At 39.0% G+C, this 17630-nt stretch carries 15 protein-coding genes and 3 pseudogenes; 9 read left to right on the top strand and 9 right to left on the bottom strand.

Translation table 11 applies throughout. From position 1 onward, the window contains the following. Window positions 1–150: 150 nt before the first annotated feature. Genes ACQXR1_RS04555 through ACQXR1_RS04535 form a run of 5 tightly spaced genes read left to right on the top strand, consistent with a single transcriptional unit; the run spans window position 151 to window position 6026 of the window. The gene (locus tag ACQXR1_RS04555; RefSeq protein WP_430771792.1) at window positions 151–1449 is read left to right on the top strand and encodes an ABC transporter substrate-binding protein; all 1299 of its coding nucleotides are present in this window, start codon (window positions 151–153) and stop codon (window positions 1447–1449) included. A gap of 12 nt (window positions 1450–1461) precedes the next feature. Then, window positions 1462–2400 (top strand): carbohydrate ABC transporter permease, encoded by a 939-nt coding sequence (locus ACQXR1_RS04550; RefSeq protein WP_069149932.1) that lies wholly within the window; start codon window positions 1462–1464, stop codon window positions 2398–2400. Beyond that, the gene (locus ACQXR1_RS04545; RefSeq protein WP_430771791.1) at window positions 2397–3245 is read left to right on the top strand and encodes a carbohydrate ABC transporter permease; all 849 of its coding nucleotides are present in this window, start codon (window positions 2397–2399) and stop codon (window positions 3243–3245) included. The genes ACQXR1_RS04550 and ACQXR1_RS04545 overlap by 4 nt, the downstream gene beginning before the upstream one ends. Before the next feature lie 32 nt (window positions 3246–3277). Further along, window positions 3278–4534 carry an MFS transporter gene (locus ACQXR1_RS04540; RefSeq protein WP_430771790.1) on the top strand — a complete coding sequence of 419 codons (1257 nt, stop codon included), beginning with the start codon at window positions 3278–3280 and terminating at the stop codon, window positions 4532–4534. Further along, window positions 4527–6026 (top strand): glycoside hydrolase family 32 protein, encoded by a 1500-nt coding sequence (locus ACQXR1_RS04535; protein ID WP_430771789.1) that lies wholly within the window; start codon window positions 4527–4529, stop codon window positions 6024–6026. Before ACQXR1_RS04540 ends, ACQXR1_RS04535 begins: the two co-directional genes overlap by 8 nt. A gap of 608 nt (window positions 6027–6634) precedes the next feature. Here the strand turns inward: ACQXR1_RS04535 and ACQXR1_RS04530 are convergent. From ACQXR1_RS04530 to aadK, 5 genes are all read right to left on the bottom strand, one after another. After that, window positions 6635–7201: a cysteine hydrolase family protein gene (locus ACQXR1_RS04530; protein WP_069839564.1), complete on the bottom strand. Its 567-nt coding sequence runs from the start codon at window positions 7199–7201 to the stop codon at window positions 6635–6637. 230 nt (window positions 7202–7431) lie between these two features. Continuing rightward, entirely contained in the window at window positions 7432–7803 is a 372-nt protein-coding gene (locus ACQXR1_RS04525) for a YrdB family protein (RefSeq protein WP_430771788.1), read from the bottom strand. A gap of 45 nt (window positions 7804–7848) precedes the next feature. Beyond that, window positions 7849–8004 carry a hypothetical protein gene (locus tag ACQXR1_RS04520; protein WP_014664730.1) on the bottom strand — a complete coding sequence of 52 codons (156 nt, stop codon included), beginning with the start codon at window positions 8002–8004 and terminating at the stop codon, window positions 7849–7851. A 329-nt stretch (window positions 8005–8333) separates the two neighbouring features. Then, on the bottom strand, window positions 8334–8837 hold the full coding sequence (locus ACQXR1_RS04515; RefSeq protein ID WP_014664731.1) for a DinB family protein: 504 nt from the start codon (window positions 8835–8837) through the stop codon (window positions 8334–8336). A 286-nt stretch (window positions 8838–9123) separates the two neighbouring features. After that, window positions 9124–9978 (bottom strand): aminoglycoside 6-adenylyltransferase AadK, encoded by an 855-nt coding sequence (aadK, locus tag ACQXR1_RS04510; RefSeq protein WP_306645081.1) that lies wholly within the window; start codon window positions 9976–9978, stop codon window positions 9124–9126. A 243-nt stretch (window positions 9979–10221) separates the two neighbouring features. Between aadK and ACQXR1_RS04505 the strand changes: the two are divergent. From ACQXR1_RS04505 to ACQXR1_RS04490, 4 genes and pseudogenes are all read left to right on the top strand, one after another. Continuing rightward, window positions 10222–10332 (top strand): annotated as a pseudogene (locus ACQXR1_RS04505) (LysR family transcriptional regulator); the annotation flags it as partial. A gap of 100 nt (window positions 10333–10432) precedes the next feature. Continuing rightward, window positions 10433–11476, top strand: coding sequence for a nitronate monooxygenase (locus tag ACQXR1_RS04500; RefSeq protein WP_306289633.1), 1044 nt, complete (start codon window positions 10433–10435; stop codon window positions 11474–11476). A 333-nt stretch (window positions 11477–11809) separates the two neighbouring features. After that, window positions 11810–12606: pseudogene (gene murI, locus ACQXR1_RS04495) on the top strand (glutamate racemase). A 394-nt stretch (window positions 12607–13000) separates the two neighbouring features. Next, entirely contained in the window at window positions 13001–13708 is a 708-nt protein-coding gene (locus tag ACQXR1_RS04490) for a YrpD family protein (RefSeq protein ID WP_151257265.1), read from the top strand. Between the two features lie 439 nt (window positions 13709–14147). Here the strand turns inward: ACQXR1_RS04490 and ACQXR1_RS04485 are convergent, their stop codons facing one another. The 4 genes and pseudogenes from ACQXR1_RS04485 to ACQXR1_RS04470 form a co-directional block, all read right to left on the bottom strand. Next, window positions 14148–15557, bottom strand: a complete 1410-nt coding sequence (locus tag ACQXR1_RS04485; RefSeq protein WP_103749968.1) for an MDR family MFS transporter — start codon at window positions 15555–15557, stop codon at window positions 14148–14150. 149 nt (window positions 15558–15706) lie between these two features. Next, entirely contained in the window at window positions 15707–16174 is a 468-nt protein-coding gene (locus ACQXR1_RS04480; protein ID WP_038829673.1) for a MarR family winged helix-turn-helix transcriptional regulator, read from the bottom strand. Window positions 16175–16476: 302 nt separating this feature from the next. Continuing rightward, the gene (locus ACQXR1_RS04475) at window positions 16477–17232 is read right to left on the bottom strand and encodes a metal-binding protein ZinT (protein ID WP_071581495.1); all 756 of its coding nucleotides are present in this window, start codon (window positions 17230–17232) and stop codon (window positions 16477–16479) included. 153 nt (window positions 17233–17385) lie between these two features. Continuing rightward, window positions 17386–17628: pseudogene (locus ACQXR1_RS04470) on the bottom strand (sigma factor-like helix-turn-helix DNA-binding protein); the annotation flags it as partial. Between the last annotated feature and the right edge of the window lie 2 nt (window positions 17629–17630).

Below are 17630 nucleotides of genomic sequence, written 5' to 3'. Positions count from 1 at the left end.
ATAGATCAAATGGCTATACACCACATTGTTCTTTATATTTTGAATTGTACATAAATTTATGTCAACCGGTTGACACATAAAACCGGTTGACATACAATTCTTCTTGAAAGCGCTTTTACAATTTGTGCAAAAGGAGGGAAAGTAACGAATATGAAAAGATTGATGTTAGGAAGCTTGTCTCTGTTGCTTATGTGTGCCATCTGGGGCTGTAACAAAAGCGAAAGTGCAAATAGCGGCGGAAAGAAAATGATTTCGATGTGGGTGCATGTATCCGATGATAACGAGGAAGGAAAGATTTACAAAAAAAGGGTGGATGCCTTTAATAAAAAGTACGCTTCAGAAAATATCGAGGCAAAAATTGAATTCATTCCTCGAAGCGGAAATGGTGGAGGTTATGAAGACAAAGTGAATGCGGCATTAACAACGAACACCCTGCCTGATGTCATCACTTTGGACGGACCAAACACTGCGGCTTATGCAAAATCTGGCGTTATTGCACCTTTGGATGAGTATGTTAAAGACCAGAAAGATTTATTGCCAAGCATTAAGCAGCAAGGCACCTATCAAGGTAAACTGTATGCCATCGGCGTCAGTGAATCGTCGGTTGGCATCTACTATAACAAAAAAATGCTTGAGGATGCCGGGGTTGATTTGAAAACGCTGCCAACAGTAAAAGACCCTTGGACATGGGAAGAATTTCTTGCGCTTTGCAAAAAGCTGAAACATAAATATGATAAACCAGCCATCGATATGCAATTACAGTCAAAAGACGAAATGTTGACTTATGCCCTCTTACCTTTTGTTTGGTCAGCTGGCGGGGATATCCTTTCAGAAAATGGGAAGAAAGCGGATGGTGTCTTTAACAAAAAACCAACCGTTGAAGCGATGACGTTTATACAAACGATGCTTAAAGAGGGCTATACAACACGCACTCCTGTCAAACAAGCGTTTGAAACGGAGAAATACCCGATGAAGATGAGCGGCGTGTGGACAATAACCGATCTGAAAACAAACTTTTCCAACGTCGATTATGGAGTAATGCCATATCCTGTATCACCAAAAACCAAAAAGCTTGTCTCTCCTTCGGGAAGCTGGCAGTTCGCCATGACACAAGCGTCTGAAAATAAAGAATGGGCAGCAAAATTAGTAGATTGGATGACTAATAAGGATTCCAATATTGAATTGAGCCGATCAATCGCCGCTCTGCCTGTACGTTATTCATCAGAGAAAGTGCTGACAAAAGAATTTTCTGATGAAATGAATGTCTTTATGCAGCAGCTGAAACAAACAGGCCATGCTCGTCCGGTGACACCGGCATATCCGCAGGTAACTCGAGCTTTTCAACAAACAATCGATGATATCAGCTTTTATGATCAAAATCAGGATATTCAAAAAGTGCTGGATACACGTGTAAAAGAAATGCAATCTGCCATTGATAAGGCAAACTAGCAGGTGGACGCCATGAATAAAACAATATTGAAAGAGACTGGACAGGCCCTTCCATTAGAAAGAAAAACAGTGAATAAAATACGCTGGCGGGAAAACGCAGTCGCATATATGTTCTTAGGACCGGCGCTGCTGATTTTATTCATGTTTCTTGTGATTCCTTCTATCATGGCTGTGTACTACGCATTTACAGATTATTATTTGTTGACGCCTGATTTGCGTCAGTTTATCGGCTTTGATAATTTCATCAAACTTTTTCAGGATCCAATATTCTTAAAAAGTTTGGGCAACACCGTTACATTTGTAGTCTTTTTGATACCGCTACAGATCGGGGCAGCGCTCGGGCTTGCCCTCCTATTGAATAAAAAGCGCAAAGCCAACGCTTTTTTCAAAGTCGCATACTTTAGTCCTGTCGTCATGTCATTGGTTGTCATCTCCGTTTTGTGGATGTACTTGCTAAATCCAAATGAAGGAATGATCAATAATGTATTGGCGCACTTCGGTCTATCACCACAGCCTTTCTTGACGAGCCCTAAGCAAGCAATCTTTACGATCGTTGCCGTTTCCGCTTGGCAGGGAGCAGGTTTTCAGATGCTGATTTTTTTAGCTGGTTTGCAAAACATTCCCGAGGATGTCTACGAGGCGGCGCAATTAGATGGCATGAATAAATGGCAGCGTTTTATTTACATTACTTTACCTTTGTTAAAACCGACATCTGTTTTTATCTTTATCACCACGCTAATCAGCGCGTTTAAACTCCTTGTTCAGCCCATGGTCATGACCCAGGGCGGACCAGTCAATTCAACGATGACGGTTGTCTATTATATTTATCAAACTGGATTTACCGATCGGATGGTCGGATATGCAAGCTCAATCGCGCTCTTATTTGGAACGATTATTGGATTGGTGACACTCGCACAACGCAAGCTTGTTAAGGAGGATGAAGACCAATGAGACGTAAGTTCGGGCCTTTGACAATTCTGGAGTATACGTGTCTTGTTCTGCTGGCCGTTCTATTTATCTTTCCGCTCATTTGGATGATTGCATCCTCAATGAAGCCGGAAGCGGAAATTTACAACAACATGAACAGCTTCAAAGCATTTCTGCCCTCTCTTCATCTGGCAGAATGGTTTTCGTCCTATAGGGAAGTGCTGACTCGTTTTGATTTGCTTATGTATATTGGTAACAGTCTTTTTTATGGTTTGTGCGTAGCAGTTGGATCTGTTGTGATTAACGGAATGGCAGGGTTTGCATTCGCCAAACTGCAATTCACAGGGAAAAAGATGCTCTTTGGCATTTTGTTAGCGCTTTTAATTGTGCCGTTTGAAACGATTTTAATCTCACAGTTTACAATTATTCATAAAATCGGTCTGGTCGATACACGCCTTGCCGTTATTTTGCCGGCATTAGCGGGGGCATTCAATATTTATCTGTTCCGAAACTTTTTCATGGCAATTCCGGAGGAAATGATTGAATCGGCCAAGCTTGACGGGGCAAATACATGGCAAATCTTCTGGCGGATTATGATACCGATGTCTAAACCAGCTGTAGCAACTGTCGGAACCTTAGCCTTTATCGGCAGCTGGAATGATTATATTTGGCCGCTAATGGTTTTGACGGATAAGTCGAAATTTCCGATTCAAGTTGCGATTACAGCTATCAACAGCACAGAGCCTGTCTACACAAATCAAGTTATGGCTGTCTTGACGATTTCCACCATCCCATTGATCTTGATTTATATTGTGGCTCAGCGCTACATTTTGGAAGGTCTTAGCGGTTCAGGAACAGGTATTAAGTAGATATCAATGTTGGGTTAAAAGGAGCTGTAGAAATGAAAGGCTCAAAAAGTCTGTATTGGAAACTGAGCGCTTATCTCTTCTTTTTCTTTTTTACCTGGTCTTCCAGCTACTCTTTGTTTGCGATTTGGTTGGGACAGGAAGTCAAATTGAATGGATCGGCGACTGGGATCATCTTTTCTGTAAACGCTATCTTTACTTTATGCATGCAGCCTTTATATGGCTTTATCTCTGATAAACTTGGGCTGAAGAAAAACATATTATTTATGATTAGTATACTTATTGTTTTTACCGGGCCGTTTTATATCTTTATCTACGGACCTCTTTTACAATATGATGTCTTCCTTGGCGCTATTGTCGGCGGTATTTATCTAGGAACTGCTTTTCTTGCGGGAGTTGGCGCTATTGAAACCTATATTGAAAAGGTCAGCCGAAAATATCAGTTCGAATACGGCAAGACAAGGATGTGGGGTTCACTCGGCTGGGCGGTAGCAACTTTTTTTGCAGGACAGCTGTTCAATATCAATCCGAATATCAATTTCTGGATTGCTTCCCTTTCAGCAGTCATTTTGGTTGCCATTATTATGTCCATAAAAATTGAGATGACGGATTATGATAAGGAAAGAGCGGATTCGATCCGGTTAAAAGACGTAGGAGGACTCTTTCTATTAAAAGACTTTTGGTTTTTAATGTTGTACGTAATCGGGGTGACATGCGTGTACGGCGTCTATGATCAGCAATTCCCGATTTACTACGCTTCTTTATTTCCCACATCGGCTATGGGGAATCAGATATTTGGATATTTAAACTCATTTCAAGTATTTATTGAGGCAGGTATGTTGTTTCTGGCCCCCTTTATCGTTAATAAACTTGGCCCTAAAAAAAGCTTGATTCTCGCGGGGCTTTTGATGTCTTTCCGTATTATTGGGTCTGGAATTGTCATCGGGCCGTTAGGAATTTCATCGATGAAACTAATTCATGCTTTAGAATTGCCAATCATGCTGATTGCGATTTTCAAATATTTAGCCGCGAATTTTGATACACGTCTTTCATCCGTTCTTTACCTTGTCGGCTTTCAATTTGCATCTCAAGTAGGTACATCGATTTTCTCTCCGATTGCGGGTGGTTTATACGATAGTATAGGTTTCCGTCACACATATCTTTTCATGGGGACCCTGGCTTTGTGCTTCACAATTATTTCAATTTTCACTTTATTAGATTCAAAGAAAGGTGTTGGATATGCTTCACCTTTTCAAAAAAACAGATATAGAGAGGATGTCACAAATGGATAGAATCAAACAGGCAGAAGAAGCGTTGAAAAAAGCGGAGGAAAAGATGAACACTCGCTATCGATTAGGGTATCATATTATGCCTCGGGCAAACTGGATAAATGACCCGAACGGTCTTATACACTATAAAGGAGAATACCATGTTTTTTATCAGCATCATCCGTATGATGAGAATTGGGCACAAATGCATTGGGGCCATGTAAAAAGCAAGGATCTCATTCATTGGGAACATCTCCCGGTCGCTTTAGCTCCCGGTGACTCTTTTGATAAAAGCGGCTGTTTCTCAGGAAGCGCAGTAGATTATAACGGAAAACTTGCTTTAATTTATACAGGGCATAATGTGATAGATCAAGAGAAAGACATTTTCTATCAAAATCAAAATATCGCTGTCAGTCAAGACGGGATCGTGTTTGAAAAGCTTCAGGAAAACCCTGTCATTGCGAAGCCGCCGGCAGACAGCTCCCGCCATTTCCGCGACCCCAAAGTATGGAAGGATCGTAACAGCTGGTATATGGTAGTCGGAAATTCAACGAAAGAAAACGTAGGACGAGTTATTTTATACCGCTCGCCTAATTTGCGAGATTGGGAATACAAAGGTGTTCTTGCCCAAAGTGATGGAAATCTCGGCTATATGTGGGAATGTCCTGACTTCTTCGAATTGGGCGGCAAACATGTCTTGCTGATATCTCCGCAGGGCATTGAGGCAGACGGTGATTTATATAATAATTTGCATCAAACCGGCTATTTAATCGGAGAATATAATGGTGAAACAAACAAATTTGTGTACGGTGCTTTTACAGAGCTGGATCACGGCCATGACTTCTATGCTGTACAAACGTTATTAGATGATAAAGGACGCAGAATTGCCATCGGCTGGATGGATATGTGGGAGTCCGAGATGCCGACAAAAGCAGATGGATGGTGCGGTGCTTTGACATTACCGAGAGAATTAACATTGCGGGATGATCATAAAATTTTGATGAATCCAGTGGAAGAAACTAAGTTGTTGCGAAAATCAAAACATCTGGACTGTGCTAATCAGTTGATTTCAGAGAATTACCTGGCAAAAATAGCCGAAGAGCTTCTTGAAATTCAAGTCGTGTATGACTTAACAGATTGCAGTGCCGAATCAGTAGGGCTGAAAATTCGCGGCCTTGAAGAAGAAGAAATGGCTATCACATACAGCATAACTGATCATAAGCTGTCACTCGATTGCTCTAAGATGGGGAAATCGCGAGACAGTGTGAGACATGCGCCGCTAGAAGCAAATGGAAAGCTGACACTGCGTCTATTTGTTGACAGATCCTCGATCGAAGTATTCGCAAACCACGGAGAAATAACGATGACTAGCCGCATTTACCCGAAAAAAGATCGATTGGGCATTGAGCTTTTTTCTGAGAAAGGCGCTGTAAGGGTTGAGGAATTCACTTATTGGACTTTAAAAGACATCTGGAAGGAAAATGAATCGCTTGAAGAAAATATTTTGCATCGGTAAAACACTGATTGATTTCATTCCAGAGCTTTATTTCGGCCAGGACAGAAATAAAAGAAAAATAAAAACTTAAAAATCCTTCACTCCTATGAATTGGAGGAAGTTCAGTCATGAATCCAGGAGTTACGATAGGTAACAATGTGGTTATTGCTGTGGTTCTGTTATTGCTGTGGTTCTGTTGTTGCTAAAAATGTGTTGTAGTTGGGCGCAACCCAGCTAAATTAATTAAACATCTCGAAATATAATACACTAGCGTTTCGATCCATAAAGGAGTTTGATCCATAAATCAGTAAGGCTTTATTTTGTTTCATCACCTGAAACCATCATAAAAAGACAGTAAAACCGGATCTAAAATGAGGTAACTGAATGTACCCCTCCCCTTCTGCTACAGAAGGGGTTTAATTGTCCCAGCCATCCCATATATCTTAATGAATGAGCCAATCAAGGCGAAGGGCTGGCTATTTGTGCCTGTGTACTGTGGAAATGCGGTTTGGACAGAAATTGTGCTGCCTGAGGTTAATAGTTCCGTTGAGCAAATAAAGCGGGAATTCGGATCAGAGCGCCCTTCCTATTGGAAAGGCGCCTGCCGCTTTATTATTAAATGTTTTTCATCAGTGAGTTTTTATAAAATCATTTATTAATTGATCAGTTGTTACTATTGTGGCAAATTCATCATGCAATGTAGCTAGAGATATATTATGAATAGTCGCCGCATCATAATATGTACCATTTTGGTCTCTCATTCCGAAGGCTGCTGTTGCATCTGAAATCAGGTATGTATCAAACCCCAAATTACCACTCATTCTTGTGGTTGTTGATACACAGTGAGGCGTGGTTAAACCAGTTATTACTACAGTTGTTATTCCATTTAATTTTAAGAATTCTTCTAAATTCGTACCAATAAAGCTGCTATTTACTTTCTTGGTTATAATGACTTCTTCATCCATAGGCTTAACTATTTCCTTTATAACAAACCCTTCATTCTCTGGATGGAATAAAGAATGAGGTTTATCAGAAGTGTGTTGTATGTATATGACTGTCCATCCTTTTTCTCTCCATAATTTCAGTATTTTACTAATGTTTTCTTCCGCCTTTACGTTATTTCGTTCCCCCCATTTTTTATCATCGAAGGCTTTTTGTACATCCACAATGATTAAAGCTTTTTTCTTTTCTTCCACAAGATACCCTCCTACGCAGAATTTCTATTTATTACTACATTTTAAATACAAATTTTACTTTTGTACAATTGTTTAATGATGAATTTCAAATGAGCGCCTTCCTTATTGGAAAATGCGTTCTAAACTGCAACTGTGTCCAAGCCATTAACCGCCAATAATCTAATCTGGGAACCACTGAATCGACAGCGAATAAGAAAAAGCACTCTCATAAGGAGTGCTGAAATGAAAGACTATTGATTTAGAAGCCATTTGATACGCTCAGCTGAAATGATGTAGTGCAGTATGATAAGACATAAAAAGATAATGCCAACTGGTTTTAAGTGACTAAAATAAAGCGCTGCAACAGCCATTGCAAAGATCAATAATTCAATAACTAACCTTGTTATCCCGTTTACAGGTATTACAGTTTGTCCACTTCGACTAGGATCATGAGGTACTGCAAATACAGACCAGACAATCATAACTGCAATAGGTAAAACCAAAGTGAAAACATATTTAAAATAACCATTAAAGCTTAACCAAGCAAACACCCCTATGGAGATTAGTGCAGTCATTTCAAGGATGAATCTTAAAAGTAAATTAGCCTGATTCAGTTTTTCCAACTCCTCTATTAAAAACACCCCCGTAGGAGATGCTCTTTCTCTCCTTTATTTCAGTGTATAAAAACTTTTCTGTTCTTCCTCTTTAGATTCAATTGTGGTTTTCGGCGAGGTTACCTCCATTTTTGAAGAGATGATACCGACTGCTGCAGTTACCAATGCTCCGATTAATAGAACGATGATAAGTATAATGAAATATGACAACTTTCCCCCTCCTATCCAGTTAATTATCCAAATAATCAGGAGGTTGTCTACGATTTGCAGAATTTGTCGAACGAAGTAATGACTATGTTGACCTCGCTTCTCGCTGGGAGGCTTTACTCATTGTATGAATTTAGGTGGTGACGCGGTAATAACCTGCCTCCAGCATGAGAAATCATACCTACATCATTGGTGCGGAAGGTCATTGTTATTTGAAGCGTTTGGAAAATATCGTTGATAAACGCACAAAAAAAGAACATGTTTTGAAAAGAGAATGATCAAAACATCTTCTAATATGTTGTCATAGCGTAACTTTTTTATAAAAAGTTTGATTACATTTTCGGGGCTTCCAAACCAAATTTTGTCCATTCTTCTTTTGCTGGACCATAAATACCTGGAACAGTTAAACCTGCTTGTCTCATGAGAACAGTCATTTGTCCTCGATGGTGATTTTGATGTTGAATCAAAAACATCAAAAGTGAACCGTTAGGCATTTGTTGTCCAATAAAGTTGATATTTTCTTGAAGTGTATGGTCAGTCCATTGGGTTTTTAATGCCTGTACAAATGCATTACTGGCTTGATGATAGCTGTCAGCAATAAACTGAGCAGAAGTTGGAACAGGATAATCCTCAGCTGGGGCTTGGAACGTTAAGTCTGTGTTTGAGGTAATGATGCGAATGGCAGCAACGGTATGCCAAGCAATACGGCCTAGAGTCCAATTTTGTGAAGTTATTTCTTGTTTAAGTGATTCATCAGTCAGACTATTTAATAGTTTCTGTGTAGCATCTGCTTCGAACTCCCAAGATTTCAAAAAATGCTCTAAGGTTTGAAACACAAAAATCCTCCTTTTTATTCTTTTGTTTTTTCTATATCTATAGGTTTATTATAATGCACCATTTCGTTAAAAAGAACAAAAATTTTACAAGCGTGCTGCCTAGTAAATGAATCACTGAAAAACTCCATGCTTACACTAACATGCTGATAAGCTCGTGAATGCATATATCCATTATTAATGGAAAGTATAGTATGAGTGAAATAAAAACAGGAACTGATGATAATCATACTGCAATTCTACATATCAGCCAGAATCAAACATCATATGAAGACGATCTATATTCTTATCACTTTACTGAGCAATAAATACCTTCCGTATACTTAGTGATACCTTCATCGTAATCAGGATACTTATATTCAAGACTTTCTGATACAGCTTTTGAATACTTTCTAAATAATGCATAGCAAGTAAATAAAGACTTCCACATTTCTTGATACCCACTCATAGAATAGGTAGACATGAGTTCTTCCCATTCTTTATTTGAAAGGTAACGTTTCATAAACTTATAGTTCTTCCCCATACTAAATGAATATCCTTGCTGGGATGCGATATGCCAAGCCATCATTCTCAATAGATTAGGACGGACGATTTCATTTAAATGATCAATGGCAAAAAGGATTTCATTTCTTGCTAATCCTTTGACTACGTAAGTCGAAACCATCCAGAACTCATTACAGCAATCATCAAATTCCCTTGCAGTCGGTTTTTTCGTCCAATATTGGCGGTCATTTGGGGTCACTTCATAGCTGATGAACGTATCCTTATCGAGCAAGACCTTAACCAAACCATCGTTATTAGCAAAATAATCTTCTGCTTCACGAATTGGAATAAGGGTTAGATCTACTTTGTTGCCATCCTCAAAAAGAATAATGTATGAAAACCAATTACCTAATTCGGGAGGGAAAAGCTCCATATCTTCGGGTTTTTGCATCATAATGCGCTTCCCAAAGATTTCAAGCCACTGATCATTTTCTTTAAAAGATTCTATATCAGTTACAAAATAAGAAATGTCATAATCTTGGAAGTTGTCGGGGCGAATATGTTTGTTTGTACGTGACCCTTCTAAAGTGACCAATCGGATTCTCTCATCGTTCAAAGCAAAGTCTAAAAACATGTCCATCATTTCCTGTTCACTTCGCATTGCATGTATTCCTCCGTTTCAGACTTTTCTTTATACAGCCTAACATCTAACTCTAAAACCGAATATTGATTTTATTATGAAATAAAGATTTTTCATTATCAATAGATGTCATCCATATCGCCGTGTTATTTTTGTGCACGTCATATAGATTTTTTTACTCTTGAATGAAATAACCTTATGTATATGACTCACTCACGAAATGATTTATTCTTCTAAGCTTTAGTTTACATGAAGTTCTCTTATTATTCTTTCGTATCAACCATGTTTATCAGGCGAAAAGACACTTTCATTACCCCTGCTTTAACTGCTTTTTTAACGAATATGAGGGACCATTTTCAGAAAAACATTGGTTGACAAAAAGAAGGAAAACGATATATTTAAGCGAATACGAGTTTTTGAGGAAAATGAGAAATGACACTTTTTCAAAAGTCATGTCTTAACGGGGGGATTCGGTATGAATGAATTTATGAAGAAGCTTTCCTTAACAAAACCGATTATTCAAGCTCCAATGGCTGGCGGCATTACAAAGCCGCAACTGGCATCTGCTGTTTCAAATCAAGGTGCTCTTGGTAGTTTAGCATCGGGGTACCTTAAGCCAGAACTGCTAGAACAACAAATAAAAGAAATGTTTGAGCTGACAGACGCTCCTTTTCAAATTAATGTGTTTGTTCCGCTAGGTCTAGAAATGCCGCCAGAAGACCAGGTTAAAAAGTGGAAAGCAAACATACCGTTAGCGAATCAAATAAATCAATTCACACCTGTGCAAGAAGAGTGGGATGATTTCTATCAAAAAATTGATATGATTTTAAGATACAAGGTAAAGGCTTGCTCATTCACTTTTGATCTGCCTCCGGAAGACGCAGTCAAGGAGCTAAAAACTGCTGGATGCTGTTTAATTGGAACCGCTTCAACAGTGGAAGAAGCATTGTTAATGGAGGAACGGGGAATGGATATCGTCGTCCTTCAAGGAAGCGAAGCCGGTGGACATCGCGGAGCATTTTTACCTTCCAAAGGTGAATCTGCCATAGGTTTAATGGCTCTGATTCCACAAGCAGCAGATGCATTGAGTGTACCTGTCATAGCTGCTGGGGGAATTATAGACCACAGAGGAGTAAAAGCAGCTTTAACCCTTGGAGCCCAAGGCGTTCAAATTGGGTCTGCCTTTTTAATTTGTCACGAGAGCAGCGCACATCCAGTGCATAAACAGAAAATACGAGAGGCAAACGAAGCAGATACAAAGCTTACGAAACTATTTTCAGGTAAAGAGGCCAGAGGAATCGTAAATAAATGGATGGAAGAAAAAGAACATTATGAGACACAAACCCTTCCGTATCCCTATCAAAATACACTAACAAAGGCAATGAGGCAGCAGGCTTCACTTCAAAATAACCATGATCAGATGTCTTTATGGGCAGGTCAAGGGATACGATCATTAACTGAGGAAATGTCGGTTAAGCAGCTTTTACATAAGCTTTGCCCGGAGGATATAAAAATATAGGTGCAGCTCATTGTTTGGATAGAGCCAACAAGCAAACTCCGACAAGTCAGTTTGCTTTTTTTTGTGATTTCGCACCCTGAACCGTAAAATCATCCAGAATCTAGCCCAGAATCCGAAGACTTGACTGGTTGGTGCGATCTTGATGTTTTCGCCACATTTTACATCACCAAGTTTTCACTATTGGTCTTCTCTCTCTTCTCAAGAGTTGCTGCCTATTCAAAAAATCGATAGCCCCCATATTTAACTCGAATATTAAAATCAGCCTTTTTCATTTGATTCAAATGATATGAAGTCATATGATAAAAAAAGATTAGATAGAAAGCGTGAAAAGTTATGAAAATAGGTTTCTTTGATTCTGGAATAGGTGGAATGACTGTATTGTATGAGGCCATAAAAGTTCTTCCTTATGAAGATTACATTTTTTATGCGGACACTTTACTGTTCCATACGGTGAAAAATCAAAGATAGAAGTGAAAGAATATATTTTTAATGCAGTTGAATTTCTAGCCAGTCAAAATATCAAAGCTCTTGTTATTGCATGTAATACAGCTACTAGCATAGCTATAGAAGATCTTCGGAGAAACTTCGACTTTCCGATAATCGGAATAGAGCCTGCTGTAAAACCTGCTATAAAAAACTGTGAGGAGGAAAGGAAAAGAGTTCTCGTAGTTGCTACTCATTTGACGCTTAAAGAAGAGAAATTTCATCATCTAGTAAAAGAAGTTGATCACCATGACCTTGTTGATTGCTTAGCTCTTCCAGGGCTGGTTGAATTTGCTGAGAACTTTGATTTTAATGAAGACAAGATCATTAAATATCTAAAGAATGAACTATCTTCTTTTGATTTGAAACAATACGGAACCATTGTGTTAGGATGCACTCATTTTCCGTTTTTCAAAAACAGTTTTGAAAAACTGTTTGGAAAAAAAGTTGATATTATTTCAGGCAGCGTCGGTACTGCAAAACAGTTGAAGAAAATACTTGCAGAGCGTAACCAGCTTGGTAAAGGATCGGGCTCAATCACCTTTTTCAATTCAGGCCATAAAGTCGATGACCACGAAATCGTATTAAAGTACAAAACATTGTTTGAAATATTAGATGAAAATCAAAGGAGTCATGTTGGACATTGAATGTAAGGGCTCCTGGTTATAAACAATGCAAATTATGGGTTTTCAGTAAATGTACAAAATGATAAAGACAGTCTCCTGAAGGGAAATATGAACTAAGAAGCGGGCTTCAAAAGCCCACTTCATTACCCTTTTATGTTTATATTTTTCCCTCTCTTATCTCTCCCCCTTTTTTATATTGAATTTCTTTTAAGCACAAGCACATTAGAAATTTATAGTTAAATGTACACTTCATAGGGCATTATTTGAGATTATGAATCAACCGTTTGCCAGATCTATAAAGTCATAAAGTGTAAATTCTGTGTCTATCTGCATGTTTATTACGGAATTTTTTTCATAATGTTTTATAATACAAGATGATAGCGTTTTCTAATTATAATGATAGGAGGAAACATTGATGATGAAAAAAGGACTGCTTGCGGGTGCGCTTACGGCAACCATGCTTTTGGGCACATGTGCAGTAGATGTGCCGGGTATTATTAGCCCAAAAACCGCAGAAGCTGCATCACAGCTAACTGATGGAATCGGCGGGAGGGCTTACTTGAACAGCACTGGTGCCATTCTTGTAACGAAAATCCAGCTTCCTAGCTCCATTCAAGTTTCAAATGGAACAGCCTACATCTACTCTGGCTTTAGCGGAGGCACAGAATCCGATATCGGGCTTCAGTACAGTGATAAATATAATGTATGGAAACCATATATGAAAGTTGGTTCAAAAGGACAGGATCAGGTTCAGTACCTCGAAGGTGGAAGCCAATTCACGAATACGAAAGGTTTCCGTCCAGGCAGCACCGTACAACTTACCATCTACAAAAATCTTAACGGCAATACCCGCGCTACCTACTGGGGCACGAACAATGCGGGATACAACGGCCGTCTCATTTCAGAAATCAGCAAAACAAATGTCGGCTCCATCTCTAAATGGAAAGCACTCGCTACAGTTGCAACAACAGGGTCACGCCAATCTATCAAATCAAATTTTTCAACATCTTTTACAAACATCACCATCGACAACAAAGCCATAACACCTGTGATTGATACTCAAGACTTTGCTAAAGTAACAGTCTCAGGCAACAGTGTCAGTTTGTCCGTTGTGAAAAACTAAAACATGTCGAGCAACCAGTGCGGCAATTGGCTTAAAAGGGGCTTTAAAAGGCCCTTTTTTCATTTCAATTTAACAGTTAGCTTTGGTAAGCAGCCCGCCCGGTAGCCAAGACAGCTAACTGTTTGTACAGCAAAAACCGCTTCAACTTATTAAGGTCGAAGGCGGTTCTTTTTAAAACGAATCACTTGTCTGTATTCTCCTTCTTTTCAGCTACTTACTACGTGATAAGCGCGAAAAATTAAGGCTCCCCTTTACATTCTCTTCATCTGTTTTTTACAGTTGTCAACTATGCATACCGCTCTCTTAAAGGATAGGGCATCTCTTCTAATATATGTTCTTTAGCTTCCCCTCTGATTTCCGCTGTACTAGTAAGCACAGAGTTTTTTAGTTCCCGATTGATACAAGTATACAAATCCAATAATCACCAATTCTCATTTGCTTATTTAGCTTTTTTATGTGTGAGGAATAGACTTGGGATGAAGATTACAGCAAGGACAATGGTGGATACTAAGAACCCAGCATGGTAACCTTTTAAGCCATTCGCAATCGTTGGTTGTAATCCTTGCATGACAGTTGCGACCACAGTGGCGATAACAGCCGTACCAAAGCTCGAACCAAGATTCTCAATAATATGAATACCGACACCTGCTTCTGGAAGTTGTTTGCTGCCAAGTCCTGTATAAGCATCACTCGTCAATGGAAGCATAATTCCTCCAAAACTGGTCCCACGGATGAATAATATGATGGAAATCCAAATCATACTCGTTTTATCGGTGATAAAGATAAGTGGAATAGACCCGATAAGCGAAAGAACAAGACTGGCCATAACGACGTATTTCGCACCGATCCGATCAATCATTTTTCCAATCATTGGCCGAGTAACAAGCATCCCGACTCCTTGAGGGATTAATGCTAGCGCAGCTTCGATTGCCGTGAAATGACGGAAGTTTTGAAAGAACAATGGAAGTATTAACATGGGTCCCATGACGGCAATATTCGCTAATAATAACCCGACGCTGGATGCTAAGAAGTTTTTGTGTGCAAACAAATTTATGGGGAGTACGGTTTGATTTTTTCTGATTCGGTTATATACGATGTAAATTACAGCTAATGCGAGGCCGATGCCCGTCCATAGGATTGTTTCGCTATTGTTAAATGATGCATGGTCCGCTGCTTTCGTAATTCCGTATATCATTGCTGCACTCATTAAGGATAAATTGATAATTCCAAAAATATCAAGTTTGCTATTTTTGTTGAATGGCTCAAAGTCTGGAAGAGTTTTCATCATCAGTGGTGCAGCAATCAAAACGATGAACACGTTGATGAAGAAAATCCAATGCCATGATGTAGCTTGGACGATGAAGCCCCCGATTACAGGTCCTAAGATTGGGCCCAAAATCATTGGTGTGCTGACAATAGCCATCACTTTCCCTATATGTTCTCGGCCTGCTGTTTTAACCAATAGCGTTGACATAAGCGGGGTAATAATCCCAGCGCTAAATCCTTGAAGTAAACGGAATAAGATAAAGCTAGAAATTTTCCAACTAACCCCAGCAAAAACAGAAGTTACACCAAAGGCGATGACTGCACCGATTAAGATTTTCTTTCCGTTAAATTTGTTCATAAGCCATCCGGATACAGGAACTGCAATAGCAAGGGCTAAAACATAACCTGTAATGGACCATTGAATGGTATCCAACGTCGTGCTGAAATCTTTATTTAATTTGTCAATGGCGATGTTTACCATAGTTGAATCAAGCATTGGAGCAATTGCTCCAAGTGCAATTGCCCAGGCAGCCGAGAGAATTTCTTTCGATAAGCCTGATTTCTTTATTTGATCTTTTGACATATTATTCTCCTCTCAGAACCATTTTGTTTCCTCGTCAACAAAAAGATAGCACCATATTGTTTCCCTGTCAACAAAATTAAGAATAAAAAAGACAGCCCATTCACAATAGAGTTGGGCTGACTATGGTTTCTTTATTCTATTTATCCGATCTAATTAACAGCTATTCCCTGTTTCTTTATTTCAGTATCCAAATGCCTGCTGTACTTTTCCACGAAGCTAAGCATACTGTCAAATTGTTCTTCGGTAACTTGTTCAAAAACGACTTTGTCCCGTTCTCGAAACTCTTTATGGAGTTCCTCATGGATGTTATAAATTACTTTGCCTTGCGCAGTAAGCCTAAAATAAATTTCTTTTTTATTATCCGGCTTCTGGTAGCTTTCAATAAGGTCTTTTTTTATCAGTTTCTTAGTTAATTTACTTATGGCACCTCTCGTCATATAAAGGGACTCCGCAAGTTTTCTCACATTGCTATCAGCATTTTTCCCAATGGATTCAATACAATGTACTTCAGAAGGCTTGTACCCCTTCAAACTGTCTTCCATCTTAGACTTATTAAGCAACACCATCTTGTTAAATAAGTCTCTGAAATTCAATATGAGCTGTTCTTCTTTGTTCATGGCCTGCCCTCCCACCAGTTGGTGCACTAGCCATATTATATTCATTTTTTGTTTCTATTTCAACAAAATGAGAAAATGATAACTAGTAACATCAGGGCAGTCCCTTGACTTTTAATTGGATGCTGTCGGGCTTATAGACCACCTTAATTTAAAAATCACCGTCGGCGGAGAGAAAAAACGCCAAAAACTAAAGAGGACAAAAAGCTGCTGGCGAAGGGTCAGCAGCTAATACAAGGGCGTATAAATATTTCATTCCATACTTTATGATAAAAGAACACCATACTTCATAGAATAATCATCATTTAATGAGCCATCATCTCATGGGCAATATCGTGCCCATCCATTTTTGATGGGTAGTAGGTAGGCCAGTTTTTGACTTCATCAAGTAAAGCTTCACGATCGTCACCCCAATAGAGATGGTAATGACTAGCTTTAGTCGGATAAATACTATGATCGCTAAACTGGATATACTGAGGAAGCCCTTCCGCTTTTTTAGCAAGTTTGAATATGTATCTTACCCCCCTATTGCCCGCATCATATGTTAGAATTTCGTATCCGTCATACGTATACTTACCAGAATATTCTTTTCCATTTTTAAAGAAGGTTACAGTATCTTTGTGGATTACAATACGGTCAACATCTGTTTGATAACCTTTTTTATAATACTCTTTATATTCTTTAGCTGTCTTGTCGCCTTCGTGTTCTGATTTATATGAAAACACTTCGTCAAGAGTACCATCTTGCAGGTATGGAAATACAGATTGCCAATCTCCTTCCCAATCAGAAAGTGGGCGATCCTTTACTTGGCTGTTTTTAAAATAGCCTTCATACATTTTTTCTGTTTCTTTATCATGCGCATGACTATGATCGTGAGAATGTTCATGTGTGTGACTTTCAGATGTGTGCTCTTGCGCTTTGGAAGAGTTTTCTTCAGCTGCTGAGGATGATGTTGTTTGATTAGACTCACCTTTAGATGAATCGGAAGTCTGACATCCTGACAATACGAGTAATGAACCTATAGCTAATATACCTAACCTCTTTGCAAATAAAATCTTCATTCCAACACTCCTTTTCATTAAATCGAAAACGTTACGATTTATATTATACATCTATCTCTTGCCTACATCAACGGGAACTTCATCTTCCTATTGCAGAATCGTATCTGGCAGCGGATGGCCAATTTACTTTAGAAAACTGACTTTGTTCATCAGTTATTCCTTTACAATACGAAAGTCTACGATATTTCCATATTGATCCGCTTCAATATGACAGCATCCCTCAAGCAGCTGTTTTCATTTTCCCCTTCCGCGTTGTACCCTTGATTTTGCTCCCGAGTAAGAAATGCCGAGCTTTTCACTCAGCTCTTTTTGTGATAACCCCTGATATTCAGTTAACTCGAGCGCCTCTCGATACTTTTCAGGCAACCGTTTGATGGTCGATTGAATACACACAGTAT

It is taken from the genome of Bacillus sp. ATD (assembly GCF_050585765.1).
Lineage (GTDB): Bacteria > Bacillota > Bacilli > Bacillales > Bacillaceae > Bacillus > Bacillus stercoris.
Note: the sequence above shows the minus strand (reverse complement) of the source record. Positions and strands in the feature narration are given on the sequence as shown.